The sequence below is a fragment of the Streptomyces sp. NPDC031474 genome, from assembly GCF_055581185.1.
Map to the genome: position 1 here is coordinate 175,947 of NZ_JBVIJX010000020.1, position 24,928 is coordinate 200,874.

Annotated in this window: 34 protein-coding genes and 3 tRNA genes; 29 read left to right on the forward strand and 8 right to left on the reverse strand. The window is 70.3% G+C overall.

Annotated elements, in window-relative coordinates:
- The first annotated feature begins 32 nt into the window (after nucleotides 1-32).
- Nucleotides 33-1,934, forward strand: a complete 1,902-nt coding sequence (gene dnaG, locus ACZ5SK_RS36805; RefSeq protein WP_334580022.1) for a DNA primase — start codon at nucleotides 33-35, stop codon at nucleotides 1,932-1,934.
- Here dnaG and ACZ5SK_RS36810 read toward each other — a convergent pair.
- Together ACZ5SK_RS36810 and ACZ5SK_RS36815 are read right to left on the reverse strand one after the other, a co-directional pair.
- The gene (locus ACZ5SK_RS36810) at nucleotides 1,905-2,921 is read right to left on the reverse strand and encodes a nucleotidyl transferase AbiEii/AbiGii toxin family protein (RefSeq protein WP_468577063.1); all 1,017 of its coding nucleotides are present in this window, start codon (nucleotides 2,919-2,921) and stop codon (nucleotides 1,905-1,907) included. The genes dnaG and ACZ5SK_RS36810 overlap by 30 nt on opposite strands.
- Nucleotides 2,918-3,583, reverse strand: a complete 666-nt coding sequence (locus ACZ5SK_RS36815) for a hypothetical protein (protein WP_334580024.1) — start codon at nucleotides 3,581-3,583, stop codon at nucleotides 2,918-2,920. Before ACZ5SK_RS36815 ends, ACZ5SK_RS36810 begins: the two co-directional genes overlap by 4 nt.
- Nucleotides 3,584-3,729: 146 nt before the next feature.
- Between ACZ5SK_RS36815 and ACZ5SK_RS36820 the strand changes: the two genes are divergently transcribed.
- Entirely contained in the window at nucleotides 3,730-5,073 is a 1,344-nt protein-coding gene (locus ACZ5SK_RS36820) for an RNA polymerase sigma factor (protein WP_443041289.1), read from the forward strand.
- A 62-nt stretch (nucleotides 5,074-5,135) separates the two neighbouring features.
- Here the strand turns inward: ACZ5SK_RS36820 and ACZ5SK_RS36825 are convergent, their stop codons facing one another.
- From ACZ5SK_RS36825 to ACZ5SK_RS36840, 4 genes are all read right to left on the reverse strand, one after another.
- Nucleotides 5,136-7,064, reverse strand: coding sequence for an ABC transporter ATP-binding protein (locus ACZ5SK_RS36825; protein ID WP_334580025.1), 1,929 nt, complete (start codon nucleotides 7,062-7,064; stop codon nucleotides 5,136-5,138).
- Nucleotides 7,064-8,797 (reverse strand): ABC transporter ATP-binding protein, encoded by a 1,734-nt coding sequence (locus ACZ5SK_RS36830; RefSeq protein WP_334580026.1) that lies wholly within the window; start codon nucleotides 8,795-8,797, stop codon nucleotides 7,064-7,066. The genes ACZ5SK_RS36825 and ACZ5SK_RS36830 overlap by 1 nt, the downstream gene beginning before the upstream one ends.
- Nucleotides 8,798-8,942: 145 nt before the next feature.
- A complete protein-coding gene (locus ACZ5SK_RS36835) occupies nucleotides 8,943-10,397 on the reverse strand; it encodes a xylulokinase (protein ID WP_334580027.1) in 1,455 nt (484 codons plus the stop codon).
- A 115-nt stretch (nucleotides 10,398-10,512) separates the two neighbouring features.
- Nucleotides 10,513-10,818: a YtxH domain-containing protein gene (locus ACZ5SK_RS36840; protein WP_334580028.1), complete on the reverse strand. Its 306-nt coding sequence runs from the start codon at nucleotides 10,816-10,818 to the stop codon at nucleotides 10,513-10,515.
- Nucleotides 10,819-10,980: 162 nt separating this feature from the next.
- On the opposite strand from ACZ5SK_RS36840, the gene ACZ5SK_RS36845 reads away from it, so the two are divergent.
- From ACZ5SK_RS36845 to ACZ5SK_RS36855, 3 genes are all read left to right on the forward strand, one after another.
- Nucleotides 10,981-11,053, forward strand: a tRNA-Asn gene (locus tag ACZ5SK_RS36845).
- Between the two features lie 5 nt (nucleotides 11,054-11,058).
- Nucleotides 11,059-11,131: transfer RNA gene (locus ACZ5SK_RS36850), tRNA-Asn, on the forward strand.
- A gap of 180 nt (nucleotides 11,132-11,311) precedes the next feature.
- A tRNA-Ile gene (locus ACZ5SK_RS36855) sits at nucleotides 11,312-11,388 on the forward strand.
- Nucleotides 11,389-11,588: 200 nt separating this feature from the next.
- Here ACZ5SK_RS36855 and ACZ5SK_RS36860 read toward each other — a convergent pair.
- Together ACZ5SK_RS36860 and ACZ5SK_RS36865 are read right to left on the reverse strand one after the other, a co-directional pair.
- A complete protein-coding gene (locus tag ACZ5SK_RS36860; protein ID WP_334580097.1) occupies nucleotides 11,589-12,431 on the reverse strand; it encodes a hypothetical protein in 843 nt (280 codons plus the stop codon).
- Between the two features lie 117 nt (nucleotides 12,432-12,548).
- Nucleotides 12,549-12,920 (reverse strand): hypothetical protein, encoded by a 372-nt coding sequence (locus ACZ5SK_RS36865; protein ID WP_334580098.1) that lies wholly within the window; start codon nucleotides 12,918-12,920, stop codon nucleotides 12,549-12,551.
- Nucleotides 12,921-13,174: 254 nt separating this feature from the next.
- Between ACZ5SK_RS36865 and ACZ5SK_RS36870 the strand changes: the two genes are divergently transcribed.
- The 24 genes from ACZ5SK_RS36870 (at nucleotide 13,175) to ACZ5SK_RS36985 (ending at nucleotide 24,877) form a co-directional block, all read left to right on the forward strand.
- The gene (locus tag ACZ5SK_RS36870) at nucleotides 13,175-13,468 is read left to right on the forward strand and encodes a helix-turn-helix domain-containing protein (protein WP_334580099.1); all 294 of its coding nucleotides are present in this window, start codon (nucleotides 13,175-13,177) and stop codon (nucleotides 13,466-13,468) included.
- 86 nt (nucleotides 13,469-13,554) lie between these two features.
- Nucleotides 13,555-14,652 carry a YqaJ viral recombinase family nuclease gene (locus ACZ5SK_RS36875; protein WP_334580100.1) on the forward strand — a complete coding sequence of 366 codons (1,098 nt, stop codon included), beginning with the start codon at nucleotides 13,555-13,557 and terminating at the stop codon, nucleotides 14,650-14,652.
- The gene (locus tag ACZ5SK_RS36880; protein WP_334580101.1) at nucleotides 14,652-15,602 is read left to right on the forward strand and encodes a recombinase RecT; all 951 of its coding nucleotides are present in this window, start codon (nucleotides 14,652-14,654) and stop codon (nucleotides 15,600-15,602) included. The genes ACZ5SK_RS36875 and ACZ5SK_RS36880 overlap by 1 nt, the downstream gene beginning before the upstream one ends.
- A 2-nt stretch (nucleotides 15,603-15,604) precedes the next feature.
- Nucleotides 15,605-15,850, forward strand: a complete 246-nt coding sequence (locus ACZ5SK_RS36885) for a hypothetical protein (RefSeq protein ID WP_334580102.1) — start codon at nucleotides 15,605-15,607, stop codon at nucleotides 15,848-15,850.
- Entirely contained in the window at nucleotides 15,847-16,560 is a 714-nt protein-coding gene (locus ACZ5SK_RS36890; RefSeq protein WP_334580103.1) for a hypothetical protein, read from the forward strand. Before ACZ5SK_RS36885 ends, ACZ5SK_RS36890 begins: the two co-directional genes overlap by 4 nt.
- On the forward strand, nucleotides 16,560-16,904 hold the full coding sequence (locus ACZ5SK_RS36895; protein ID WP_334580104.1) for a hypothetical protein: 345 nt from the start codon (nucleotides 16,560-16,562) through the stop codon (nucleotides 16,902-16,904). Before ACZ5SK_RS36890 ends, ACZ5SK_RS36895 begins: the two co-directional genes overlap by 1 nt.
- Nucleotides 16,901-17,500 carry a hypothetical protein gene (locus ACZ5SK_RS36900; RefSeq protein ID WP_334580105.1) on the forward strand — a complete coding sequence of 200 codons (600 nt, stop codon included), beginning with the start codon at nucleotides 16,901-16,903 and terminating at the stop codon, nucleotides 17,498-17,500. Before ACZ5SK_RS36895 ends, ACZ5SK_RS36900 begins: the two co-directional genes overlap by 4 nt.
- The gene (locus tag ACZ5SK_RS36905; protein ID WP_334580106.1) at nucleotides 17,497-17,943 is read left to right on the forward strand and encodes a hypothetical protein; all 447 of its coding nucleotides are present in this window, start codon (nucleotides 17,497-17,499) and stop codon (nucleotides 17,941-17,943) included. The genes ACZ5SK_RS36900 and ACZ5SK_RS36905 overlap by 4 nt, the downstream gene beginning before the upstream one ends.
- A complete protein-coding gene (locus ACZ5SK_RS36910) occupies nucleotides 17,940-18,152 on the forward strand; it encodes a hypothetical protein (RefSeq protein WP_334580107.1) in 213 nt (70 codons plus the stop codon). Before ACZ5SK_RS36905 ends, ACZ5SK_RS36910 begins: the two co-directional genes overlap by 4 nt.
- Complete coding sequence (locus ACZ5SK_RS36915) at nucleotides 18,149-18,388, forward strand: hypothetical protein (RefSeq protein WP_334580108.1); 240 nt, start codon at nucleotides 18,149-18,151, stop codon at nucleotides 18,386-18,388. Before ACZ5SK_RS36910 ends, ACZ5SK_RS36915 begins: the two co-directional genes overlap by 4 nt.
- Nucleotides 18,388-18,738: a WhiB family transcriptional regulator gene (locus tag ACZ5SK_RS36920; RefSeq protein WP_334580109.1), complete on the forward strand. Its 351-nt coding sequence runs from the start codon at nucleotides 18,388-18,390 to the stop codon at nucleotides 18,736-18,738. The genes ACZ5SK_RS36915 and ACZ5SK_RS36920 overlap by 1 nt, the downstream gene beginning before the upstream one ends.
- Nucleotides 18,707-18,961, forward strand: a complete 255-nt coding sequence (locus ACZ5SK_RS36925; protein WP_468577085.1) for a hypothetical protein — start codon at nucleotides 18,707-18,709, stop codon at nucleotides 18,959-18,961. Before ACZ5SK_RS36920 ends, ACZ5SK_RS36925 begins: the two co-directional genes overlap by 32 nt.
- Nucleotides 18,962-18,990: 29 nt before the next feature.
- The gene (locus tag ACZ5SK_RS36930; RefSeq protein ID WP_334580110.1) at nucleotides 18,991-19,290 is read left to right on the forward strand and encodes a hypothetical protein; all 300 of its coding nucleotides are present in this window, start codon (nucleotides 18,991-18,993) and stop codon (nucleotides 19,288-19,290) included.
- 221 nt (nucleotides 19,291-19,511) lie between these two features.
- On the forward strand, nucleotides 19,512-19,643 hold the full coding sequence (locus tag ACZ5SK_RS36935) for a hypothetical protein (RefSeq protein WP_334580111.1): 132 nt from the start codon (nucleotides 19,512-19,514) through the stop codon (nucleotides 19,641-19,643).
- Nucleotides 19,644-19,711: 68 nt separating this feature from the next.
- The gene (locus ACZ5SK_RS36940) at nucleotides 19,712-20,179 is read left to right on the forward strand and encodes a helix-turn-helix domain-containing protein (protein WP_334580112.1); all 468 of its coding nucleotides are present in this window, start codon (nucleotides 19,712-19,714) and stop codon (nucleotides 20,177-20,179) included.
- Nucleotides 20,179-20,523, forward strand: coding sequence for a hypothetical protein (locus tag ACZ5SK_RS36945; protein WP_334580113.1), 345 nt, complete (start codon nucleotides 20,179-20,181; stop codon nucleotides 20,521-20,523). The genes ACZ5SK_RS36940 and ACZ5SK_RS36945 overlap by 1 nt, the downstream gene beginning before the upstream one ends.
- A gap of 252 nt (nucleotides 20,524-20,775) precedes the next feature.
- Complete coding sequence (locus ACZ5SK_RS36950) at nucleotides 20,776-21,828, forward strand: hypothetical protein (RefSeq protein ID WP_334580114.1); 1,053 nt, start codon at nucleotides 20,776-20,778, stop codon at nucleotides 21,826-21,828.
- A gap of 19 nt (nucleotides 21,829-21,847) precedes the next feature.
- Entirely contained in the window at nucleotides 21,848-22,579 is a 732-nt protein-coding gene (locus tag ACZ5SK_RS36955; protein ID WP_334580115.1) for a hypothetical protein, read from the forward strand.
- Nucleotides 22,580-22,650: 71 nt separating this feature from the next.
- Nucleotides 22,651-23,268: a hypothetical protein gene (locus ACZ5SK_RS36960; protein ID WP_334580116.1), complete on the forward strand. Its 618-nt coding sequence runs from the start codon at nucleotides 22,651-22,653 to the stop codon at nucleotides 23,266-23,268.
- Between the two features lies 1 nt (nucleotide 23,269).
- Nucleotides 23,270-23,458, forward strand: a complete 189-nt coding sequence (locus tag ACZ5SK_RS36965) for a hypothetical protein (protein WP_334580117.1) — start codon at nucleotides 23,270-23,272, stop codon at nucleotides 23,456-23,458.
- Nucleotides 23,455-23,760 (forward strand): hypothetical protein, encoded by a 306-nt coding sequence (locus tag ACZ5SK_RS36970; protein ID WP_334580118.1) that lies wholly within the window; start codon nucleotides 23,455-23,457, stop codon nucleotides 23,758-23,760. Before ACZ5SK_RS36965 ends, ACZ5SK_RS36970 begins: the two co-directional genes overlap by 4 nt.
- Complete coding sequence (locus tag ACZ5SK_RS36975; protein WP_334580119.1) at nucleotides 23,757-24,092, forward strand: hypothetical protein; 336 nt, start codon at nucleotides 23,757-23,759, stop codon at nucleotides 24,090-24,092. Before ACZ5SK_RS36970 ends, ACZ5SK_RS36975 begins: the two co-directional genes overlap by 4 nt.
- Before the next feature lie 96 nt (nucleotides 24,093-24,188).
- Complete coding sequence (locus ACZ5SK_RS36980; protein WP_334580120.1) at nucleotides 24,189-24,686, forward strand: hypothetical protein; 498 nt, start codon at nucleotides 24,189-24,191, stop codon at nucleotides 24,684-24,686.
- Nucleotides 24,686-24,877: a hypothetical protein gene (locus tag ACZ5SK_RS36985; RefSeq protein ID WP_334580121.1), complete on the forward strand. Its 192-nt coding sequence runs from the start codon at nucleotides 24,686-24,688 to the stop codon at nucleotides 24,875-24,877. Before ACZ5SK_RS36980 ends, ACZ5SK_RS36985 begins: the two co-directional genes overlap by 1 nt.
- Nucleotides 24,878-24,928: the final 51 nt, after the last annotated feature.

The window sequence follows — 24,928 nt, forward strand, 5'->3', positions numbered from 1 at the left end:
GGAGTGTCGGCCCCGCCCCGTAGAATCACCTCGTGGCTGGACGGATCAACGACGAGGACGTGAAGGCGGTACGGGACGCGGTCCCGATCGACGCCGTGGTGTCCGAGTACCTCCAGCTGCGCAACGCGGGCGGCGGCAACCTCAAGGGGCTGTGCCCGTTCCACGACGAGAAGTCGCCGTCCTTCCAGGTCAGTCCGAGCAAGGGACTCTTCCACTGCTTCGGCTGCCAGGAGGGCGGCGACACCATCACGTTCGTGATGAAGGTCGACCACCTCACCTTCTCCGAGGCGGTCGAGCGCCTCGCCGGCCAGGCCGGCATCACGCTGCGCTACGAGGAGGGCGGCTACAACCCCTCCCACCAGCGCGGCGAACGCATCCGCCTGGTCGAGGCCCACAAGATCGCCGCCGAGTGGTACGCGGAACAGCTCGCCACCAGCCCCGAGGCCGACACCGGCCGGATCTTCCTCGCCGAGCGCGGCTTCGACCAGGCCGCCGCCGTCCACTTCGGCGTCGGCTACAGCCCCCAGGGCTGGGACCACCTCACCCGCTTCCTGCGCGGCAAGGGCTTCAGCGACAAGGAGCTGCTCCTGTCCGGCCTCGCCCAGGAGGGCCGCCGCGGCCCCATCGACCGCTTCCGGGGCCGCCTGATGTGGCCCATCCGCGACATCGGCGGGGAGGTCGTCGGCTTCGGCGCCCGCAAGCTCTACGAGGCGGACAACGGGCCCAAGTACCTCAACACCCCCGACACGGCGATCTACCGCAAGTCCCAGGTGCTGTACGGCATCGACCTCGCCAAACAGCACATCGCCAAGACCAGCCGGGCCGTCGTCGTCGAGGGTTACACCGACGTCATGGCCTGCCACCTCGCCGGGGTGACGACAGCCATCGCGACCTGCGGCACGGCCTTCGGCAACGACCACATCAAGATCCTCCGCCGGCTGCTCATGGACAACGGATCGGCCCGCGTCATCTTCACCTTCGACGGCGACGCGGCCGGCCAGAAGGCGGCCCTGCGCGCCTTCGAGGACGACCAGAAGTTCGCCGCCGAGACGTACATCGCGATCGCGCCCGACAACATGGACCCCTGCGACCTGCGCCTCGCCAAGGGCGACGAGGCGGTCGCCGACCTCGCCGAACCCCGCACCCCGCTCTTCGAGTTCGCGCTGCGCCAGATCGTCGTCCGCTACGACCTCGACACCCCGGGCGGCCGCGCCGCAGCACTGGACGAGGCGGCGCCCATCGTCGCCCGCATCAAGAACAGCGGCGCCCAGCACGAGGTCGCCGTCCAGCTCGCGGGCATGCTCGGCATCCTCGACACCCAGTTCGTCGTCAAGCGGGTCGCCCAGCTGGCCCGTTGGGCCCGCGACGGCGGCGGCAAGGGTCCCGCGCCGGGCAGCCGCAGCCGCCAGCAGTACGACGCCGCCCCGCGCCCCGCCACCGCCGGCCCCGCCCTCACCCTCCGCAACCCCGTCTACGCCACCGAGCGCGAGCTGCTGAAGCTCGCCCTGCAGCGCCCGGAGCTGGTCTCCCCGGCCTTCGACGCGTACGGCGTCGACGAGTTCACCGCCGCCCCCTACGCGGCCGTACGCCAGACGGTCCTGGACGCGGGCGGCGCCGAGTGGGGCGTGCAGGACGGCCAGGAGTACCTGATCCGCGTCCGCGAGGCCGCCCCCGACGACACCGTCCGCGCCATGGTGACCGAACTCGCCGTCGAGCCGATCATGCGCAAGACGGTGGACGAGATGTACGCCGGCGCCCAACTGGTCACCGTCCGCCGCCGCGCCGTCGAGCGCCGCATCCGCGACGTCCAGTCCCAGCTGACCCGACTGGGCGCAGGCGGCGACCCCGCCCAACTGGCCGCCGTACAGAACGAGCTGTGGGTGCTGCAGCAGTATGACCAGGCCCTACGAGAGCACGGCGCCGCCGCCCTCTGACCGCCCCTCGAACGTCGACCCCACCGCCCGCACCAGCCGCTCGGCGAACTCCCGCTCGTCGTCCCTGAACTGCGGGTACTCGTCGACGAAGTGGTTCCACTCGACGTATCCCACCCCCTCGACCACGTCCTCGAACAGGATCTTCTCGCGGGAGGGGACCGGCCACTCGCCCGAGAGCCGGAACACCTCGTGCAGCAGTTCGTACGGCAGCGGATACCGCTCGGCGAGGAGCACCGCGTCGTACAGGTCCTTGCCCTGCGCGTACATGTCGTTGATGATCCACATCAGCTTCCAGGCCAGCGACAGCTCCGGGGTCGCCGCGAGCAGCACCGACCCGCCCGGCAGCTCCACCGGATCGGGCGCCTCGGGCAGCTTCTCGTTGAAGACGAAGTCGAGCTGGACATGGCCGCCGGGCAGCCCGGGCGCGGACCACGGCAGCACCATGCGGCGGCCCGGCACCCGCTCGTAGGTCCAGATGTCCTCGACCGCCGCGCCCGCCGCGGAGATCCCCAGCTGCGGCCCGCGCGCGCTTGCCAGCGCCTCGGCCGCCGCCGCGATCGCGTCGAGCATCCGGGCCGTCCGCGGGTCGTCGATCCTCCACTGCTGCGGTACGACGACGAAGTCCAGGTCACCCGGCTCGCGGGCGGCGCCCCCGAACCACGCCGACATCAGCACGCTGCCGCGCAGCACCAGCGAGTCCACCCACTCCGAGTCGGAGATCGCGGCGAGAACCAGGTCCAGCGCCCCGCGCCGCGCCACCCGCCACGCCTCGGTCTTCGCCGGGTCCGCGAACGCGGGGTCGGCGGCGCGGTACGCGTTCGGGTACTGCTTCATGGCCGGGTCGAAGATCAGCCGCTGCGTCACCTCCTCGCCCGGCACGGTCCGCACGGTGCGCGGAAGCTGCTGGGCCAGGCGTGCCCGGTCGTCCAGCGGCTCCCTGGGCGACTCGCCGCCCGACCATTTCCAGTCCTGCCACGACCCGCTCATCCCCGCACCCCTCGCACGCCCACGGTCTCCTCGATCCACCCGTCGTCCACCGACAGGTCACTGTCGTGGAGCACGAACTCCCGCTCCGCATCCAGCACGTCGAACACCCGCAACTCCGTCAGCAACTCCTCCAGCGCCCGCCGCGCCCCCTCGGCGTCCACCCCGTGGCACCGCTGGGTCACGAACCGCTCGTGCCGCCCACCCCCGGCCACCCGCCGTGCGTTCCACGACAGATGGGCGCCGTACGGGACGACCCGAGCCGCCAGCGAGGTCAGGTCGGCGTCCGCGTCGAGCAGCAGTTTCAGGTGGTGCTCGAAGTACTGCCCGCCGCCGCACGGTTCGCGCGGCACCTCCGGAGCCCACGGCGTCGACTCGATCTTCACGCGCACGGGGTGGAAGCCGTCCGCCACGAGCCGTGCCACCACGCCCCGCGCCCGAGCGGATTCCTCGGCGTAGGTCCGGGAACCGGACAGGGTGAGCATGGGCTGCTCGCGCATCCGGCCACGGGCCAGCACGATGTGCGTCAGCTTGAGACCGGCCGCGGCCGCCCAGCGGCGCAGCCGCCGCGACTCGGTCGGGCCGGGGCAGCGGACCGTCACATGTGTTTCGTACAGGGAGGCGGACACCGGCGCATCGTCCCAGACCAGGGGTGGCACGGGCATCTGGGTTTACGGCCGTGACCGCGTGCCGGTCACGGGTCGGACGCAAAAAGTCACCGCACGCCCCTCGTGGCGGTGATGTGTCGTACTCCACACTGGGTTGCGGTGCCTGAGTCCTCGGAGCGCGGCCGATCCCGGACGACAGCGGCGTGGTCGCCGACTCCGCCCCCGTAGTACCGCTGCTGCTCACCTCAGCAGCGATCATCCTGGAGGTCGCCCCCGTGCAGACCCAGACCCAGACCCTGACCCACACCGACCGCACTGCCGACAGTACGAACGGCACGACCACCGGCAAGACCACCGGCGCGGCCGACGGCGCGGAAGCCGACGCCGAGACCGACGTCCTCGTCGCGGTCCCGCCGCAGCAGCGTGCCGCGCACCACCCGGAGACGGAATCCGAGACGGAGACGGAGACGGAAGCCGAGACGGAACCGGAGGCGGAGCCGGCGACGGCGGGCGAGCTCGAGGCCGAGCAGGACGCCGAGCAGGACGCCGAACAGGAGGTCGAGCCGACTGCCGAGCTTCTCGAAGAGGCCCCCGAGCCCGTCGTACCGCCCCGCGCCCGCGCCGCCGACAACAGCGGCCCCTCCTCGGACCTGTTCCGCCAGTACCTGCGCGAGATCGGCCGGATCCCGCTGCTCACCGCGGCCGAGGAGGTAGAGCTGGCGCGGCGCGTGGAGGCGGGCCTGTTCGCCGAGGAGAAGCTCAGCGGCGCATCCGACCTGGACAGCGAACTCGCCCTCGACCTCGACCGGCTGGTCGTCATGGGCCGGATGGCCAAGCGGCGGCTGATCGAGGCCAACCTGCGGCTCGTGGTGTCCGTCGCCAAGCGGTACATCGGGCGCGGGCTGACCATGCTCGACCTCGTGCAGGAGGGCAACCTCGGCCTGATCAGGGCGGTCGAGAAGTTCGACTACGCCCGCGGCTACAAGTTCTCCACGTACGCCACCTGGTGGATCCGCCAGGCCATGTCCCGGGCGCTGGCCGACCAGGCCCGCACCATCCGGGTCCCCGTCCATGTCGTCGAGCTCATCAACCGGGTCGTCCGCGTCCAGCGCCGCATGCTCCAGGAACGCGGCTACGAGCCGACCCCCGAGGAGGTCGCCGCCCAGCTCGACCTGGCGCCCGAGCGCGTCGGCGAGGTGCTGCGGCTGGCCCAGGAACCGGTCTCCCTGCACGCCCCGGTGGGCGAGGAGGACGACGTGGCCCTCGGCGACCTCATCGAGGACGGCGACGCGACCAGCCCCGTCGAGTCGGCGGCGTTCCTGCTGCTGCGCGAGCACCTGGAGGCCGTGCTGTCGACGCTCGGCGAGCGCGAGCGCAAGGTGGTCCAGCTCCGCTACGGCCTCGCCGACGGCCGCCCGCGCACCCTGGAGGAGATCGGCCGCATCTTCGGCGTGACGCGCGAACGGATACGGCAGATCGAGTCGAAGACCCTCAGCAAACTCCGCGACCACGCCTTCGCGGACCAGCTGCGGGGCTATCTGGACTGAAGGGGCCGCCCGCCGTCATCCGATGCGAGCGGCCCCCGAGAAGCCTCCGGGCGAGGAGAGCGTCAGTCGACCTCGGCCACCGCCTGCGCGAACTGCGCCTGGTATAGCCGCGCGTACGCCCCGTCGGCCGCGAGGAGCTCGGCGTGCGCGCCCTGTTCGACGATCGAGCCGTTCTCCATCACCAGGATCGTGTCGGCGTCCCGGATGGTCGACAGCCGGTGCGCGATGACGAACGACGTACGCCCGTGCGCCAGCTTCGCCATCGCCTTCTGGATCAGCACCTCGGTGCGGGTGTCGACGGAGCTGGTGGCCTCGTCGAGCACCAGGATCACCGGGTCGGACAGGAACGCCCGCGCGATCGTGATCAGCTGCTTCTCACCGGCGCTGACCCCGCTGCCCTCGTCGTCGATCACGGTGTCGTAGCCGTCGGGGAGGGTGCGCACGAACCGGTCGGCGTGCGCGGCCCGCGCCGCCTCCTCGATCTCGCCGCGGGTGACCTCGCGCGCCGAGCCGTACGCGATGTTCTCCGCGATGGTGCCGCCGAACAGCCAGGTGTCCTGGAGCACCATGCCGATCCCGGCGCGCAGTTCGTCGCGGGACATCCGCGCGATGTCGACGCCGTCGAGGGTGATGCGTCCGCCGGAGACGTCGTAGAACCGCATGAGGAGGTTCACCAGCGTCGTCTTGCCGGCGCCCGTCGGGCCGACGATGGCGACCGTGTGGCCGGGCTCCACCGCCAGCGACAGGTCCTCGATCAGCGGCTTCTGCGGGTCGTACCGGAAGGACACGCCCTCCAGTGCCACCCGCCCGCGCAGCTCCTTCGGCCGCTCGGCCGCCACCGGATCCGCCTCCTGCTCCTCCGCGTCCAGGAGTTCGAAGATCCGTTCGGCCGAGGCGACGCCCGACTGCACCAGGTTCGCCATCGACGCGACCTGCGTCAGCGGCATCGAGAACTGGCGCGAGTACTGGATGAACGCCTGCACATCACCGATGGAGAGCGAGCCGGACGCGACGCGCAGCCCGCCCACCACCGCCACCAGCACATAGTTGAGGTTCGACACGAACATCATCAGCGGCTGCATGACCCCGCTGTTGAACTGCGCCTTGAACCCGGCCTCGTACAACGCCTCGTTCTGCTCGGCGAACTGCTCGGCCGACTCCTCCTGGCGGCCGAACACCTTCACCAGCGTGTGACCCGTGTACATCTCCTCGATGTGCGCGTTGAGCTTGCCGGTGGTGCGCCACTGCTGCACGAAGTGCGGCTGTGACCGCTTGCCCACCCGCGTGGCGACGACGAACGACAGCGGCACGGTCACCAGCGCGACCAGCGCGAGCAGCCACGACACCCAGAACATCATCACCAGCACACCGATGATCGTCAGCAGCGAGTTGACGAGCTGGCCCATCGACTGCTGGAGCGTCTGCCCGATGTTGTCGATGTCGTTCGTGGCACGGGACAGCACCTCACCGCGCTGGCGCTTGTCGAAGTACGACAGCGGCAGCCGCGACAGCTTCGTCTGCACGTCCTCGCGCATCCGGAACATCGTGCGGTTCACGGCCCGGTTGACCAGGCGCGTCCCCACCGCCATCAGCAGACCGGCGACGAGGAACACACCGAGCGCGAACAGCAGGACCTCGCCGACCGCGTCGAAGTCGATGCCCTTGCCGGGCGTGAAGTCGGTGCTCCTGAGCATGTCGGCGACGCTGCCCTCGCCGCGCCCCCGCATCGAGTCGAGGACCTGCTCCTTGCTCGTCCCGGCCGGCATCTCCCGTCCGATGATGCCCGCGAAGACCAGGTCGGTGGCCTTGCCGAGGATCTTCGGCCCGACCACGCTGAGGCCGACGCTCAGCGTCACGCAGGCCAGCATCGCGTAGAGGGTGAGCCGTTCCGGCTTGAACTGGGTGAGCAGCCGCCTGCCCGACACCTTGAAGTCCAGCGAGCGGTTCTCGGGACCGGTGCCGGCCATCATGCGCCCCATGGGCCCGGCCATCAGGCAGCCTCCGCTTCCGTGAGCTGGGAGAGCACGATCTCCCGGTAGGTCTCGTTGTCCGCCATGAGCTCGCTGTGCGTGCCCGTGCCGACCACCCGGCCCTCGTCGAGGACGATGATCCGGTCGGCGTCGCGGATGGTCGCCACCCGCTGGGCGACGATCACGACGGTCGCCTCGGCCGTCTCCCGTCCGAGCGCCGCCCGCAGCGCCGCGTCGGTGGCGTAGTCGAGGGCGGAGAAGGAGTCGTCGAAGAGGTAGATCTCCGGCCGCTGCACGAGCGTACGGGCGATCGCGAGCCGCTGGCGCTGACCGCCGGAGACGTTCGTCCCGCCCTGCGCGATGGGGGAGTCCAGGCCGTTCTCCAGCTTGCTGACGAAGTCCTTGGCCTGCGCCACCTCCAGCGCGTGCCACAGCTCCTCGTCCGTGGCGTCCGGATTGCCGTAGCGCAGGTTGGTGGCGACCGTGCCCGCGAACAGGTACGGCTTCTGCGGCACCAGCCCGACGGTCTTGGCCAGCAGCACCGGGTCGACGTCCGCGACGGGCACCCCGTCGACGAGCACCTCGCCCTCGGTGGCGTCGAACAGCCGGGGCACCAGCCCGAGCAGCGTGGACTTGCCGCTGCCGGTCGAGCCGATCACGGCGGTCGTCTCCCCGGGACGCGCCACCAGCTCGACGGCCTTGAGGACGGGCTCCTCGGCGCCCGGATAGCGGAAACCCGCGCCCCGGATCTCCAGATGCCCGTGCCGGCGCAGCTCGGTGACGGGCGCCACCGGCGGCACCACGGACGACGAGGTGTCCAGCACCTCCTGGATGCGCTCGGCGCACACCTCCGCCCGCGGCACCATCATGAACATGAAGGTGGCCATCATCACGGACATGACGATCTGCATGAGATAGGCGAGGAACGCGGTCAGATCACCGATCTGCATCCCGCCGCTGTCGATCCGGTGGGCGCCGAACCAGACCACCGCGATCGACGACAGGTTCACCGTGGTCATGACCACCGGGAACATCAGTGCGAGCAGGTTGCCGGTCTTCAGCGAGATGTCCGTCAGGTCGGTGTTCGCCTTCCGGAACCGGCCCTCCTCGTACTCGTCGCGCACGAAGGCGCGGATCACCCGGTTGCCGGTGATCTGCTCGCGCAGCACCCGGTTCACGGTGTCCACCTTCACCTGCATGGACCGGAACAGCGGCCGCAGCCGCAGCACGATCAGCGTCACGCAGATGCCCAGCACCGGAACCACGGCGACGAGCACCCCGGACAGCGGCACGTCCAGGCCGAGCGCCAGCACGATGCCGCCCACGCACATGATGGGCGCCGAGGCCATCAGCGTGAACGTCATCAGGGCCAGCATCTGGATCTGCTGGACGTCGTTCGTGGTCCGGGTGATCAGCGTGGGCGCGCCGAAGTGGCCGAGCTCCCGGGCGGAGAAGGACTGCACCCGGTCGAAGACGCCGGCGCGCAGGTCCCGGCCGAGCGCCGAGGCGGTCCTCGCGCCGTAGTACACGGCGCCGATGTTGCACACGACCTGCGCCAGCGAGATGCCGATCATCACGCCGCCGAAGGACAGGATGTATCCCGTGTCCCCCTTGACGACGCCCTGGTCGATGATGTGGGCGTTGAGCGTGGGCAGGTAGAGGGTGGCGCAGGTCTGCAGGAACTGCAGCAGCACCAGCAGGGTGATGGGTTTTCGATAAGGCCTGAGGTACGTCCTCAGCAGTCGTATGAGCACGCTACGTCTCTCGGAGTCGACGGGCGGGGCTTGGGCATTCGGTTGCCCCTGGCCCCTATCGTCGGACACTCCACCCGCGTTACCTCAACCCATTAAGCCGACAGCAGTGTTTTTAAGGCCTTCCGTGGAGAGCCCCAGGAGGCCGCTACGGGCGAAACGCCCCGGGATGCGTCTGTTCCCGCACCGACACGAACTGCTGCCGCACCGCCTGCCCCACGGCCAGCTCCTCACCCGGGTCCAGGACCTGCGCCGCCGCCCCCTGCCAGGCCGGCGGGTTCCGCGGATCGAGAGTGCCCTGCGACACCCCGAGCGCCCACGCCGCCTGCCGGGCCGCCCCGATCGCCGCATAGTCCGCCGGCTGCGGTACGACGACCTGCGCCCCGAACAGCGCGGGCGCCGCCGCCTGCACGGCCGGCAGCTCGGCCGCCGCCCCGAGCAGGAAGATCCGCCGCACGTCCACGCCCCGGCCGCGCAGCACGTCGAGCGCGTCGGCGAGCCCGCACAGCATGCCCTCGAAGGCGGCCCGCGCGAAGTGCTCGGGCTTCATGGACTCGCGCCGCAGCCCCGCCAGCGTCCCGGCGGTGTGCGGCAGGTTCGGCGTCCGCTCACCCTCCAGATAGGGCAGCATGACCAGCCCGTGCGACCCCGGCGTCGACTTCATCGCCAGGTCCGACAGCGCCTGCAGATCGGCCGCCCCGACCAGCTCGGCGGCGCCCCGCAGGGTCCGTACGGCGTTCAGGGTGGTGACGACGGGCAGGTGCATGCCGGTCGCGTCCGCCAGGGAGGTGATCATCCCGCTCTGGTCGATGAGCGCCTCGGGGTGCACGGCCATCACGGACCCGGAGGCGCCCAGCGACACGACCGCGTCGCCGAGCCCGATCCCGAGCCCCAGGGCCGCGGCCATGGTCTCGCCGGTCCCCGCGGAGATCAACAGCCCCTCCGGCGTCGTACCGGCCGCGTCGGACGGTCCGATCACCTCGGGCAGCATGGCCTGGTGACCGAGCGCCAGCTCCACGAGATCGGGCCGGTAACCGCCGGTGGCCGCCGACCAGTACCCGGTACCGGAGGCCCCACCCCGATCGGTGGTCCTCCTGACCGGCCGCCCCAGCAGCTGCCACACCAGCCAGTCGTGCGCCTGGAGCAGCACGGCGGTCCGCGCGGCGGCGTCCGGCTCGTTCTTCGCCAGCCAGCGCAGCTTGGTCACCGGCTGGGCCGCCTGCGGCACACACCCCACCGCCTGCGCCCAGGCCTCGCGCCCGCCCAGCGCGTCGACCAGATCGGCCGCCGCGACCTGCGCCCGCTTGTCACCGCCCACCATCGCCGGACGCACGGTGTTGCCCTGCGAGTCCAACGGCACGACGGCGTTCTGCTGCGAGGACACCCCGATGGCCTGTACCCCTTCGAGCAGCCCACCGCCCGCGGCCTCGCCCAGGGACAGCAGCCAGGCCTGCGGATCGACATCGGAGGGCCGCCCACCGCTCTCGGCGCCTTCCATCGGATGCGGCGCATATCCCTGCCGGAGCACGGCTCCGCTGTCCGCGTCGCAGACGACGATACGAGTGAAATCGGGCGAACTGTCCAACCCGGCGACTATCCCCATAACGAAAATTCTGCCGCACACTCCGCTTGGGTTTCGCCGTGGAGACCGTACGACTGGGTGAGTTCTTGCGGGGCGGGTGCGTTCTGGCTGGTCGCGCCCGCGCGCAGAGATGCGGTTACGTGTCGCTGGTGCCCCAGTCGTCGCCCCCGCCGTTGTGGGCGCTGCGCTCCTTCAGGGCGCGGACCCGTCCCGCGACCGACTCGGGCATGTGGTCGCCGACCTTCTCGCTGACCACGTGGTACGCCTTGCCCGCGTACTGGCGGCCCTGGTGGGCGGCGGTCTCGGCGGTGTTGCGCACCGCGGGGTTCTGGGCGACCTGCTGCGCCGACTTCTTCAGCTGCTCGTAGCGCTCGCGCCCGGCACGCGTGCCCAGTACGTAACCCAGAGCCAGCCCGACGACGAACGTGAGCTTGTAGCGCATGACGGCCACCTTCCCTCATGTAGGTCCCTGGCACGGCATCGGCGCCGGCGCCGGGGGAACCGATTGGCGGAGCACCCCCCAGCTTGCGCTAATGTATGTGTCGCAGCGAGCGAGCGCCCCCTGGCGAATACCCAGGTAGGTACGTTCGATGCAACGAGGCATTCCTCCGTAGCTCAATTGGCAGAGCAGCCGGCTGTTAACCGGCAGGTTACTGGTTCGAGTCCAGTCGGGGGAGCTCGGTCCTCCGTAGCTCAATTGGCAGAGCAGCCGGCTGTTAACCGGCAGGTTACTGGTTCGAGTCCAGTCGGGGGAGCATCGTGAACGAGGACCCCATGGGGGTCCTTTTTCATGTCGGTCGCACGCCGACGGGAACCGTGCAGGCCAGGGGCGCAGTCCTCATGGTCGTGCAAGGTCCACCAGCCGAAGCGTGAGATCGTATGAGCGGCTATGCTGCGGCAGACGGCGCGCACACATGTACGCGACACGCCGCTATGGGGCGGTAGCTCAGCCGGTTAGAGCAGCGGACTCATAATCCGTCGGCCGTGGGTTCGAGTCCCACCCGCCCCACCATGCGGTGCCAGGGCAGAAACCTTCTGGCCAGCCAAAACGCTAGAGCCCCCGGTTCTCCGGGGGCTCTTTTTCGTAGCCGATGTTCGTCTGCTCGCCCGATGCTCGCCCGAAGTGAAAACCACCCACCCTGACGGCCGAACGCGCTGAGGGGGCCGGATTCGGGCCCCCTCGCGCGCCTCCATGGATGAACGGTCCTGCGGCTACTGCGCTTTGCCGGGAAGGCAGAGTTCGACGATCGGAGGGACCCCTATACATAGGCCGTCGTCGCCGGGCTTGTCGTCGGCGGGCGGCTCCGTGGCCGGCGGCTGGCTGGGTTCCGGCTCGGCGGTCGACGGAGGAGTCGGTCTCTCCACTGGCGGCTGGGTCTCGGCCGGTGCGGTGGGCGTAGGCGTGCCCGAGGCGTCGTTTCCGGGGCGCTCCTGGTCGTTGTGCCCTCCCTGGCTGCCGGCCTCCGGCCGGCTTGCACCGGTGTGTTCGTCGCCGGTGATGCCGGACTGGCCGAGGAGTTCGGGAGCGGCGCCGGAACCGGTGGCGCCTTCCCTCTGCGTCGTGCCGTTCTTGTCCGCGCCGGCCTCGTCGGTCGCACCCGGCACTGGGGCCTGGTCGTCGCCGTCACTGAAGGCGGGGTTGGTCGCAACCGGGGCGTGTCCGGGGGAGCCTGGCGCCGCGTCACTGCCAGTGTTCGCGTAGTGGCCGAAGGCGGTGGTGGCGACGAGTACGGAACTCGCGGCGACGGTGACGGCAGCAGCTCGGCGTCCGCGAACGAGGGCGTGGAGGCGTGGGCCGAGGGATGAGATGAAGGCAGCCACGCCGCCGCCTATGTAGAGCGCCAGGTGCCGCTTCCGGCGCACGGGCTCGGGATCCTCGTCCTCCGTCAGCACGGGAAGCGGAACCGGTTGCTGGGTGATGCGGGCGATTCTTTCGGCGACGAGCTCGGCTTCGAGCTTGGTCAGGCGAGCTGTCTGGCTCTGGCCGTTCTTGTAGAGCAGGACGATCGCCAGAACTGCTGCACCGAGCACGCCAGCCAATACCACTTCAACCATGTACGCCCCCTTACGTAACGATTGTGTTGCGTGAGGGGTAATGATCAACCGTGGGTGTAAGCGGTTTCTACAGCGAGCTATGTTCGTAACCGTAATGTGACACGTGGTCACTTACTGTTATACGGCTCTGCGGTGCCCGACCTCCCCCGGCGTGTTCGTCTGGGTAGCTCCGTCGGCTGCCTGGCGTTCGAATCGGCTGAGTACCTGCTCTCGCGCCTCGGGGGTGAGGGTGGCCAGGAGTGCGGTGATCGCCTCGACCTGGGCATTGCTCGCGGGTGCTCCCGGCGTGCTCGCAGGCGTCGGCGGCCCGGCGAGTTCGTCGAGGAGTTCGGCGGCGGTGGCGCGGTCGGCGTGGCGGAGCTGGTCCGAGGTGAGGCCGACGACTTGCGCCATGCGGGTGAGCGTCTCGTCGGGTGCGCTTACCGCGATGCGCACGCCTCCGACGTCCTGGTAGCCGTTGACGATCTGCCGCCATCGGGTCTCGCTCATTCCGGCCCTTTTCGCCGCTTCGCGCCCTGATAGCCGGACTCGGCGGAGGGCCTCCTTGATGAGCACGGCCTCAGGGGGCGGTGCTGGTGTCTGCGCATCCATATAGCGAAGGTTCGCATAACTACGCAGTACTGCGCTACACGGCTGCGCGTACTGGCGGAATCCCATCGGCCTCCTGTGTGACTGAGGTCACACTAGCTGCAAACTACGCACGTACTGTTCACGCTACGCGTCACTACGCATAGACTACGAACATGAAAAACACCCGCATGCGACGCCGCAAAGGCGCGCCACTTCATCACTCGCCAGAGGCGGTGACACGCGCCCGTGAGAACGCCGGGCTGGCACAGAAAGACCTGGCAGAGAAGTGCGGATTCTCGACCCAGCTGATGTGCGACATCGAGGCCGGCCGACGCAATGCGAACCCGGACCGGCTGCGCGCGATGGCCACCGTCCTCGGCTGTTCGGTCTCGGACCTGCAACCGGCGAGTGGCGTGACCCGGCTCGACGACGAGCCGCCCGCGGTCGCGCAGCGCAAGGCGTCGTGAAGACCACCGAACAGGCGAGGCCGCCGAGCTCTTGCACAGCTCGACGGCCTCAATTCCCCGAACGAACCCTCGAAGGAGAAGGAACGTTGTCTCAACAGGCTACCCAACCGTGGACACCGGCCGAGGCCACTTCGGATGACCTCGCGTACGGGGCGCCCACCGCGCGGCTCCTGCTGCCCGCCGGCGACCTGAACGACCTCGAGTACCGGGCCCGGTGGGAAGAGGTCCGTCGGACCGGCATCGGCGGCTCCGAAGTCGCGAAGATCCTTGGCCTCAACAAATACCAGGGCTCCCGGCACGTGTACGAGGAGAAGCACGGGCGGCCCGTCCCGATGGACGCCGAGCTGAGCGAGTACGCCGAAGTCGGTCTTGAGATCGAGGACTTCATCGCCCACTTGTTCACGAAGCGGACCGGCATCCCGGCCGTGCCGACGCCGGGAACGCTCGCGAACATCGAACGGCCGTGGATGCGCTCGAACGTGGACCGGTACGCGCTCGACCCGGCCACCGGAGCGGTCGTCGCCCCGGTCGAGCTGAAGAACCGTTCGGCGTATCAGCTGGGCGACTGGGAAGACGGCGTGCCCGACGGGCCCGCGCTGCAAGTCCACTGGAACATCGCCGTTGGCGGCTGGCCGTACGGCTGGGCCGTCGCCCTCGTCGGCGGGAACACGCTCAAGTTCCACCGCATCGAGCGGGATGACGAGCTGATCGAGACCCTCATCGACGTCTGCGGGAAGTGGTTCCAGCGGCACGTGATCGAGGGCTTCCCGCCGCCCGCTGACGGGCTTGAGGCGACGAAGGACCTCCTCGGCCGCCTGTGGCACGTCAAGCCGAAGGACGTCGTCGAGGTGCCCCGCATGAAGGCGGAGAAGCTGCGGAAGCGGCGCGCGGCGCTGGCCGCCCAGATCAAGGACCTGGACGAGCAGAAGACCACGGTTGAGAACGAGATGCGCCTTGCGTGCGGCGCGGCAGGTGTCGCGGAGGTCGAGGGCAAGAAGGCCTGGTCGTACGTCCCCAACGGGACGTTCTCGGCGAAGGAGTTCGAGAAGGACTACCCGGCCATCGTCGCCGGGTGCCGGAAGACGGTCGAGGTCCTCGACATGGACCTGATCAAGGAGAAGTACCCCGCCGAGTACGAGGCGTGTCGCGCGAGGGTCCTCCGCGTGCCTGCGAAGGAGCTGTGATGGCCCTGACCACCCTGAAGGAACGCGTCCAGCAGCGGGCGGCGACCGTCGCCAGCACCGCGGACATCCGGCACGGCCGGGCGGACGACGTCGAGGAGACGCCCGCCGGGCACGGCCCCGACATCGAGCAGTTCCGGGCGGACATCGAGGCCGCGTTGCCGAAGCACGTCAGCGTGGACCTGTTCCTCGCGGCGCTCCGGCCGGTCCTGCCGAAGCTGCGGAAGTGCACCCCGGCGAGCGTGCTGCAGAGCGTCATCACGGCCGCGAGGTTCGGGCTGATCCCGGACGGCCACCAGGCGGTCATCACCGCCGACGACCGGATCGCGACCTTCCTCGCCACGTACCACGGCTACATCGAGCTGATGTACCGATCGGGTCTGGTGAAGTCGGTCGTGGCCGGCCTGGTCTACGACGGTGACGACTGGGACTACGTGCCCACGGCCCGGGTCGGCGAGGACTTCCTGCACAAGCCGAACCTGCTGGCGTCGAAGAAGGACCGCGGGGAGCCGCTGTTCGCGTACGCGTTCGCGTGGCTGGAGGGCGGCGCCCGGTCGGCGGTCGCCGTCGTCACCCGGGAGGAAGCGGAGGAGATCCGCGACGAGTTCAGCAGCGCCTATCAGCGGGCGGAGTCGAGCGGCAAGAAGGACTCGCTGTGGCACACGCGGTTCCCGGACATGCACCTCAAGAGCGCGATCCGGCGCATGGCGAAGCTCGTGCCGAAGTCGGCTGAGCTGCGGGCCCTGGTCGCGGTCGAGCAGGCCGCCGAAGACGGCAAGCCGCAGATCCTCGCGGCGATCGACCCGGAGACGGCCGTGCTGGAAGCGGATGCGCGGCAGGCCGCGCGGGCGGCCGAGGCGTCGCAGGACGCCCCGGCGCCCCGCTTGGCGGTCAAGACGCGGGGCCGGGCGAAGCCGAGGCGCCGCAACCGCGACAGGAACAAGAGGCGGTAGGCGTGCTCGCCGCCTGTTGGAGCCGGACCCGCGCACTGTTCGCGGGCCCGGCCCCCGCCGCCCCCACCACGGCCCCCGACCAGGCCCCCTCCGTCTTGGCGCTGCCCGCCCTGTTTGCAGGCCGCGCCGACATAGCCGACTTCGACGACTGCCCGCGCGAGAAGCGCCGGACCCCGCACGCGATGCGCGCGGACGGCTCCCGGCAGTGCTTCCGCTGCGGACACGAGACCCCAGGACAGGACTCATGACCATCGAGATCCACGAGACGTTCGGCCCCGAGTATCTGCGCCCGGCCCAGGCTCCTTGCCTCAACTGCCCCTGCTGCTCGGCCCGCTTGTGCGAGAAGGGCCGGAACAGCGTGATGCAGTGCCACGGCCACGTGAGGGACTCGGCGACGGTCGCCGTCGTCTCCGCGTGCCCGTGCTCGGCGGACACGACGCGCGGAACGCACGCGTGGCGCGTCGCGCAGACCCGCGTGGTGAAGCACGCGACCGAGCAGCCGCTGTCGAAGGCGGCGGAGCACGTGCTGCGGGCCCTGGCCGGCGGCGAGTCGTTCGAGGACCCCACCGAGGAACTGCGCGGGCTGCGCGCCCGCCGGTACGCAGACGGCAACGAGGAACTGTGGCGGATCACGCTGCTGGGCCGCCGGTACCTGCTGGCGCTCGACGAACCCCGCTACACCAGCGCGGTCTACGTGAACTCGGTCGACGTCAAGACGCGGACGGCGCAGGTCGTCGTCCTCGGCTGGCACATGGAGCGCGAAGTCACCGTGCTCGCTGACTTCCTCGCGCAGGCCGTGGGCCTGGAGCTGCCCGACCTGCCGGGCTGCTACCTGGACACGAAGGTCAACCTCGGCGTCACGGACCCGGACGACCTGGTGCTCACGCGGATCCAGATGCCCGAGCAGATCACCGAGGACTACGTCGCGGTGCGCCCGCTGTGGCTGAGGGGTGCGTGATGACGCACAAGTGGCTTCCGACCGTCGTCACGGTCATCGCCGTCGAGGACGGCGGTCGTCTCGACTGCTGCGACGAGGACACCGCGCACGTGTGGGTGAAGGTCCTCGGCTGGTCACCGCGGCGGGCGTTCCTTACCGGCGCGGCCCCGTTCGTCGCCGCGTCCGGCAAGGAGGCCGCCGACCTCGCCGGCGAGCACTTCACCGCACGGCTCGACCTCGACGACCCGCCCGGCAACGACGACACGAACGGCGAGCGGCTGGAGTGGCCCGAACTCCAGCTCGCCCCGCCCATCCCCGCCGAGTGGCTCGACGGCGGCCAGGACAAGGACGGCGGCGAAGGATGAAGAGCATCCACCTGTTCGCGTCGGATCCCGAGCCAGAGGCCGAGATCCCTCCCGGCCCGAGCGTTGTCGGGGTGGACCTGTCGCTGTCGGCTACCGGCCTTGCCTCCTCGATGGGGTGGTGCCAGGTGATCGGCTACGAGGACAAGAAGAACCCGATCACCAAGCTCCCGCACCGCGTACGGCTCGCCCACATGCGGCGCGTCCTGGATGCGGTCACGGAAGCGATCGGCCGACCGGACCTCGCCGTCATCGAGGCCGCCGCCCTGTCCCGTTCCGGAGGCGGCGCGCACGAGCGCGGCTGGCTGTGGTGGCGGATCTTCGAGCGGCTCACGGACGCCGAGATCCCCATCGGCCTCCTGTCCCCCAACCAGCGGATCTTGTACGCGACCGGCAAGGGGTCGGGGCCGAAGACGGCCGTCGTGGACGCCGTCGCCCGCCGGTGGCCGCAGTGGCAGACCGGCGGCAACGACAACGCCGCCGACGCCGTGACGCTCATGGCGGCTGGCCGTGACTGGCTGCTCGCCCCGATCACCGACATGCCCAAGGCGCACCGCGCCGCTGTCGAGAAGGCCCAGTGGCCGGAGGTGAAGCGATGACGGACACGGTCGTCGAGGTCAGTGACGAGCAGATACTTCACGCGTTGCTCGCCAAGGAGGACGTCTCCAACCGGGCTGTGGCCCTGAAGCTCGGTATCGGTGACCGGCGGGTCGACGAGGTGCGTAAGCGGGTCGGGTTGCCCTCGTACGTGCGTGGCCGGCGTCCGGCGTACGGCTCGTGGAAGGAGGCGTTCACCGAGCAGTCCGAGGCCGTGGAGGGCGGTCACCGGCGGTGGACCGGCACGCGGGAGAAGTGCGGGACGCCCGTGGTCCGGTACCGGACGTCGATCCAGACCGCGTATCGGGTGGCGTTCCGGCTGCACCACCAGCGGGAGCCGGAAGGGAACGTGACCCGGTCGTGCAAGATCCCGGGCTGCGTCGACGGCGCACACCAGCAGGACCGAGTGATGCGCGAGGCAGCGAAGGCCGGTGAGGCGGCGTGAACAGCCTGAAGGAGTTCGCCACCTGGGACCGGGGCGTCGACGTGGTGGCCGTTCAGCGGGTCCTCACGGGGACGTTGCCGCACACGGAGCTGGAGCCCGACGAGCTGCGGTACGCGGCGAAGCACTCCAAGGCGTCGGCACGCAGCGTCGCGAAGCTGCTCGGCGTCACGGAGAAGACCGTCATGACCTGGCGGGAGGCCGAGGGATGACCACGGTCCTGGACGTCCTGATCTGGATCGCCGAGAACCTCAGCTGGTGGTGGCTGCTGCTCCTCGCCCCGGGCCTGGCCGTGTGGGCGTGGCTCGGGCTGCGGCCGACGGGCAAGCACCGGCGGCCGCGTCACGACCAGCCTAAGCAGCCCGCTGAAGTAGCGGTGCCCGCCGGTGACGAGGACACGATCGTGTTCCAGCGGGTGGCCTACCCGGGCGGGGAGATCGAGAGCTGATGCCTCGTCCAAGCCGCCACGCGCCCGACACCCTCTCGCGTGCTCCGCACTGGTCCGACCAGGCCGCCTGCCGCGAGTTGGAAGACCGCTCGATCTTCTTCCCCGAGGACTTCCCGAAGGGCCTGGTGCTGCTCGTCACCAGGGAAGCGAAAGCGGTCTGTGCTCGGTGCCCGGTGATCGAGACGTGCCTCGCAGCGGCTCTCGAACGAGCAGAGCCGAACGGCGTCTGGGGCGGCTTGGACAAGGACGAGCGACGGGCGATCCGGCGGCGACAGCAGAGGCGCCGCCTCCGGGACGCGCAGAGACGGGGAGGTGGCGATGTCTCGAGCGAAGCCGCCGGCGCCGGATGACTTCCTTCCCGCGAGCGGGGTCCTGGACTGGTCCGACACGAAGCGCCACTGGGCGCAGCGGCCCAGGCCGTGCCGGTTCTGCAAGGGGCCGACCTGCCTCCGCGACGAGGGCGGCCGCCCGTCCCACAAAGCCTGTGCGGAGACGTATCGGGCCCGAAAGCAGGCGCACGCCGTGCAGGTGTACGCCGAGCGGGCCCAACTCACAGAAGACGACCGCGCGTAGGACGCGCGCAGCACATCAGGAGCGGATCGATGAACAAGGCAATCAAGGTCGGCGCGGTCATCGGGCTACTCGCAGCCCTGGTCGTGGCCGGTTGCGACTGGCGAGGGGACGACGACTGCGACGCGCGCGGGCTCGGTATCGAGCTGACTGCCGTGCACACCGGGAAGGGCGGTGGCTCACGCAGTAGCGGCTCCCGCAGCAGCAACCGCGGCAGCAGCTCTGGCAAGTCGACCAGCCCTAGCGGTACCAGCCGTCACCAGGGGGCGAGCCACGGCAGCACCGTCCACGGCCACCACGACGATGACTGGTTCGACTGCGACGACGACTGACCGTCGCCTCTCATCCATCCCCCACAACGGGCCGAGCCCGGTGCCCCACACCGCGGCCCGTACCGGGGCCCGCCCCCCCAGGCGGGCCCCGGCCAACTCGCAAGCACAGCACGCATAAGGAGCGGACCCATGCCTTTCGGTAAGCACAAGACCCCGGTCGTCACCGGGCCGGCGGACGTCGTCCAGGTCCCGGGGACCGGCCGCGCGGCCGGGGCCCTGCGGTGACGTTCCGGCGGTTCATGGTCGGCCTGTCGTGCGGCGTCGTGGCCTGGGCCGGGACCGCGTTCATACCGGTCGTCGGCCCGTGGGCGCCCGTCCTCGGGCTGGCCGTGGCCTTCGTCCTCTGGGCCTGACTCCTCCCCTGGCTGGGGCCCCACATGGGCGGCCCCGGCCTGATCCACCAGCGCAGAAAGGTTCGTCCGTGTCCGTGGACGTTGCTGCCCTCTACGAGGAGGGACTGAGCATCCGCGCCGTTGCTGCCCGCACCGGCCGGTCGTTCGAGTACACCCGGCTCCGGCTCATCGCGGCCGGCGTCGAGCCGCGCCGCCAGGCCGCACCGACCGAGCCCGACCCCGCCGCGCAGGACTTCGCGCGGCTGTACGGCGACGGGCTGGGCCTGAACGCGGTCGTGGAGGTGACCGGCTACTCGTACCGGTACGTGCGCCGTCAGCTCCTCCTCGCAGGGGTGCAGCTCCGCCCGAGCGGCGGTCAGCCCGTCGAGGCCGATCCGGTCGCCGAGTACCTCGCGGGTCTGTACCGGCGTGGCCTGAGCCTGCGCGCGATCCGGGCCCGGACCGGGTACGGGTACGGGTTCATACGGACGCGTCTCCTGACGGCCGGTGTCGAGCTGCGCGACCAGCACGGGCGGCCCCGGAAGGCGGTGGCCTGATGCCCAGCCCCTCGTATTGCGGGGTCTGCGGTACTGCAATCCGGTGGACCCTCACCGAGGGCAGGAAGCGGCTCGCCGTCGACGCCGAGCCGCACGCGGACGGCAACACGGCCGTCTCCCGGGACGGGCGGGGCACGTGGCTCTCGCGCCGGCCGACGGAGGAACTGCCCCTCGCCCCCTACGAGAAGCTGCACAAGCCCCACGTGGCCACGTGCGAGGGGCAGCAGATCGGCGATCAGATGACCCGCTGCCTCGGCGTCATCCGTCTCGACGACCGCCGCCGCGACCGAGATGGACGCGCCGACAGGACGCCCGCCCAGCGGGTCCCCGGGGGTGGCCGGTGATCTTCGTCGGCCTGTACGTCTTCGTCGTCCTGACCGGCTCAGCGGGCCTCCTCGGGCACCCGCCGGTCCTGGCCTCCATGACCCATCGCGCGGTCGTCTGGGCCCTCCAGTGGGCCGCCAGTGGCCGTCACCGGGCGCCCGTCCGGCTCGTCCCGTCCTGGGCCCGGAAAGGGGGCCCGAGATGACGCCGGCGACGTCTGCGGGCCGAACACCGCACGCCTCTCCTGACCAGCACGACCAGAGAGATAGCCAGTGGACGAGCAGGACGACCGCAAGCAAGGCGCCGTGCCGAACTCCTTCGGCAACGCGCTGGCCTGGAAGTGGACGCGGCACATGCCACGCGGCCTCAAGGGCGGCTTCCTGACGATGCTGTACGCCTTGCGCGCCATGGCAGCACCCTCGGGTGAGCTTCGCTTCGCGGACGGCAAGCCGATCCGGATTCAGGACCTGGCGAAGGCCGCCGGATGCCGCGAGCACGATGCGCGCCGGTACCTGGACGCAGGCATACGTGCGGGCGTGGTGCTGGTCGACGGCGAGCGGCGTCGGGGCAAGCCCACGCGTTACGCCATCTCCAGCGATATCCCGTGGCCGGACTGGAAGGCCGCAGAGGACTACCTGAAGGCCACCGCTCGCCGACGCAACCAGGACGACGACTCCGAGGGAAGTTCGGGCCATAGAGGCACGAACTCCGATGACGCTGGTTCGGGCCACAGCGGCACGAACCAGTTCGGGCCGCAGCGGCACGAACTTGGGGCTACGGACGAGGTATCGGTTCGGTCCGCAGAGGCACGTATGGGTTCGGTCCACAGTGGACCGACCGGTTCGGGCCACGGAGGCCCGAACAACCCAGGTAGTTCCCATGGGGTTCCCCATGAGGTGGCTGATGTAGTTCCTCAACCTCAGGTGGTTGGGGGCTCGTCGGCGCAGAGCGATGAATCCCCGAACCAGGACGAAGCCCAGGACGACCAGCCGTTCGGCCGGTGCGAGGTGTGCAGGCATCCACTGGTTCGCTCCGGAGCGAAGCGCTGCTCCGCCCACCGGGAGACCCCGACCCGTCGCAGGCCTCGGGAGGGGCGCAGCAAGCCCGTGCAGGGCCCCCTGCTGATGCCGGTCCCCTCCACCCTCGACGCGCCGCACGAGGACGCCACAGCGCCCCTCCAGCAGTCCAAACAGGACCCCATGGCACCCACTCGGACCTGCGGGTGTGGACGCGACTTCCGTGACCGCGACCCGGCCGCCCGCTGCCCCGACTGCCTGTACGCCGAGCACACCGAGGCCGCCAGCCTCCGCCGCGTCGGCACCTGACCCACGAAGGAGAACCCGAATGTCATGGAACCCGCGCCTCGATGTTGTCGAGGAGCTTGAGCAACACGGCTGGACCGGCGACGAGGAGAACCCGCTCGGGCTTCTGCGCCGCAACGGCGCCGTCTGGGGCGTGACCAGTGAGGGCGGCGACTCCAGCCTGACCGAGCCGGGAGGTGCCGTCGTCGACTTCCCCAGTGACGCCTCGGCCGAGCTGATCGTGGCCGCCTGCCTGGCTGCGGCCCGGCAGGAGAGCCGCGTACGGCTGGCGGACGGCGCCGCCGAGACGATCGTGCAGTACCTCGCCGACCACCAGGTGATGACCTCGGTTTCCGCGCGGCACCTCGTCGACATGTGCCAGGACGAGGCCGTGTACGACGCGGGCATCCGCCTCGCCGACCAGGAGCGGCTTCGTGTCGCTCTCGCGTCGGCGAAGCGGCGGGCCAAGCGTCGGCAGCCTCACGAGCGTGAGGGGCTGATCTTCCACCTGGAGCGCGAGAACGAGCGGGTTCACGCCTACGTGCGGATCGCCAACGAAGCCGCACAGGTCTCACACCGCTCCTGGGAGAAGACCACGGAGCTGGCCCGATTGCTGCGCGAGCGGAACGGCCAGCTGCTGACCCGGATCGACGGCCTCACGAAGCGGCTGGAGGACCTGGAGCAGCAGCTCGCTGCCGAGCGGTGCCGCTGCCCCGAGCCAGCGACCGCATGCGAGGGCTGCGGCGACGAATGCCACGACAAGCCCGCCTCTTGACCGTGCGAGTCGGCCGCCCGCTGTCGGTAGCAGCGGGCGGCCTGCCACCCACCCTACGAAGGAGAACCCCAGTGCAGAAGCAGCACGAGAACCCCGAGGCGCTCCGCGACTTCCTGAAGCTGTGCCTCAACCCGCCCTACGGCGATAAGCGGACCCCGGTCCGGTTGGCTGAGGTACTCCCCACGCCGGTCTACCAGGCCGTCATCGAGCACGCCCCGCACCTGGCCGAACTCCGCATCATCGCCCGCGAACTCGCCAAGCAGGCCGAGGCTGCGCACACGGTGTACGCCGACGCGCTCGCCGCCTGGATCCACGGAGAAGAGCCGCAACCCGACGAGCCGAAGCCCACGCCGGCCCCGCGTCGGTCGATGCCGCTCCTCGAAGCCGTCAAGGTCGCGTACGACGCCGCGGTCTCGCACGCCACGAAGTGCCGTAAATGCTGGCCCGGCATGCGGTTCGCGGAGATGTGCCCCGACGGGCAGCGCGAGGTGGTCGCCTTCCTCGACAACATCGGCCCCGAGACCGAGTGCACGCACATCGCCTGGGAGGTCACCAGCGAGTACCGCAACGCCCAGGGCAGGTGGGTGAAGTCCCGGAAGTGCGCTGACTGCGGCGACCCCATGGACTCGTCCGTCGAACCTGAACCGCACTGGCCGAAGAAGGCCGCCCGGCACTCGGCGCGGGGCTGACGTGCGGCTGATCCCGCTGCGTGTCCGCCGCCACTTCAAGCGACGGCAGCACGCCCGCGTATGGCGGCGCATCGAGTACTTCGCCTTCGAGTGCGCCCACCCCGTCACCTGGTGCCGCATCCGCACCTGGAACAACGCGGCCCGGATCTGGGACTGCCACCCCGAGCGACCCCGGAAGGACCCCCGATGACCGATCGCCCCAACGGACTTGACCGCCTGCTCGGCTATGTGGCCAGCCACCTGTCCGACGAGCCCAGCACCAAGGAAGAGCCGAAGGGACTGACCCCCGAGGAGATCGACCACAGGCGGAACGAACTCAGCAACAGTCTGCTGGTCTTCGCCGAGCTGATGGCACCGGTTTTCGACCACGCCGACGGTGTCCGCGCCGACCTCAAGCGGCGCGGCTGGTCGGCGCAGGCCGCCGAACAGGTCGCCCTGGTCTGGCTCGTCAACACCGTCCAGAACGCACTCAGCGGCTGGTCGAAGAAGTGACCGGCGGGCGGCTGGTCGGCGTCCTGGCCCCGCTCACCACCCTCGCCGCAGCGGTGCCCCTCGTGGGCGCCGCTGCGGGGAGGGCCGCGCTCCGCCGACTCCGCACGTACAGGGATAACAAGCACATGACCGCGCTGAACTGCCCCAACCCCGCCTGTGAGGCCTCGCGCAGGGCCGGCCAGTACCTGTGCTGGGACTGCTGGGACGCGCTGCCCGGCCCGGCCCGCCACGCCCTCAGCATCCGCGACGACATCGCCATCGCCCGCCTCCAGCTCCTCCACCGTCAGCTTGCTGCCGGTGTCCCACCGCACGAGATCGAGATACGCCTGTGAACACGCACCGCCGCTACGCCCGCGCCCTCGCCACCGGCGCGTTCTGCCTCGCCTCCACGCAGGCCCGCAGCGCCAACACGAACGGAGACAGCTGACATGGGAGCGGCGACGGACGCAATCCTCGTCTACGGCTACGACCTCGGCGGCGCCGACGAGGGATGGAAGGTGCAGGAAGTCGACGAGTACGGCTACCTGCTGCCGACGTCCTGGCACGAGCCCACCGACGACGAGGACGGGGACGACATCGGCACGGCAGTCGAGAAGCAGTTGCTGGCCACGGTCGGCGAGTTCACCGAGACGTGGACACGCGGCGCCCGCGAGACCGGTTACTGGGAGCGGCGCCGCGAGGCCCAGAAGCGGATCGGCGTGACGCTGGAGACGTACTGCTCGCACTCGGTGCCCGCGTACGCGCTCGCCGCACACGCGACGACCGTGCACCGCGGGGACGTCGAGTACATCGACCCGCAAGACCTGCTGTGGAAGCCGCCCACGGAGAAGTGGGACGCGCGGCTCGCGCGCGCCCTGGAAGCGCTCGGCCTCACCCCGGTCCAGGAGCGCCCGCGCTGGTTCCTCGTCTCGTACGGGGAGCTGTGATGTCGGGGATTGAAGAGTTCCTCGAGGATCTGGCCGCCCTCACCGCGAAGCACGGCATCTTGATCGAGGGCTGCGGCTGCTGCGGGTCACCGTTCCTGGAGCGCACCGGCGCCGACCAGAAGAACCTGCCGATCCGCTTCGGCCTCACGTACGTGCCCCAGACCGGACGGTACGCCGTCGACGCCGAATAGCCACTGGCCTGGCCGCCACCCGGCGGCCGGGCCCGACCCGTAGGAGCAACT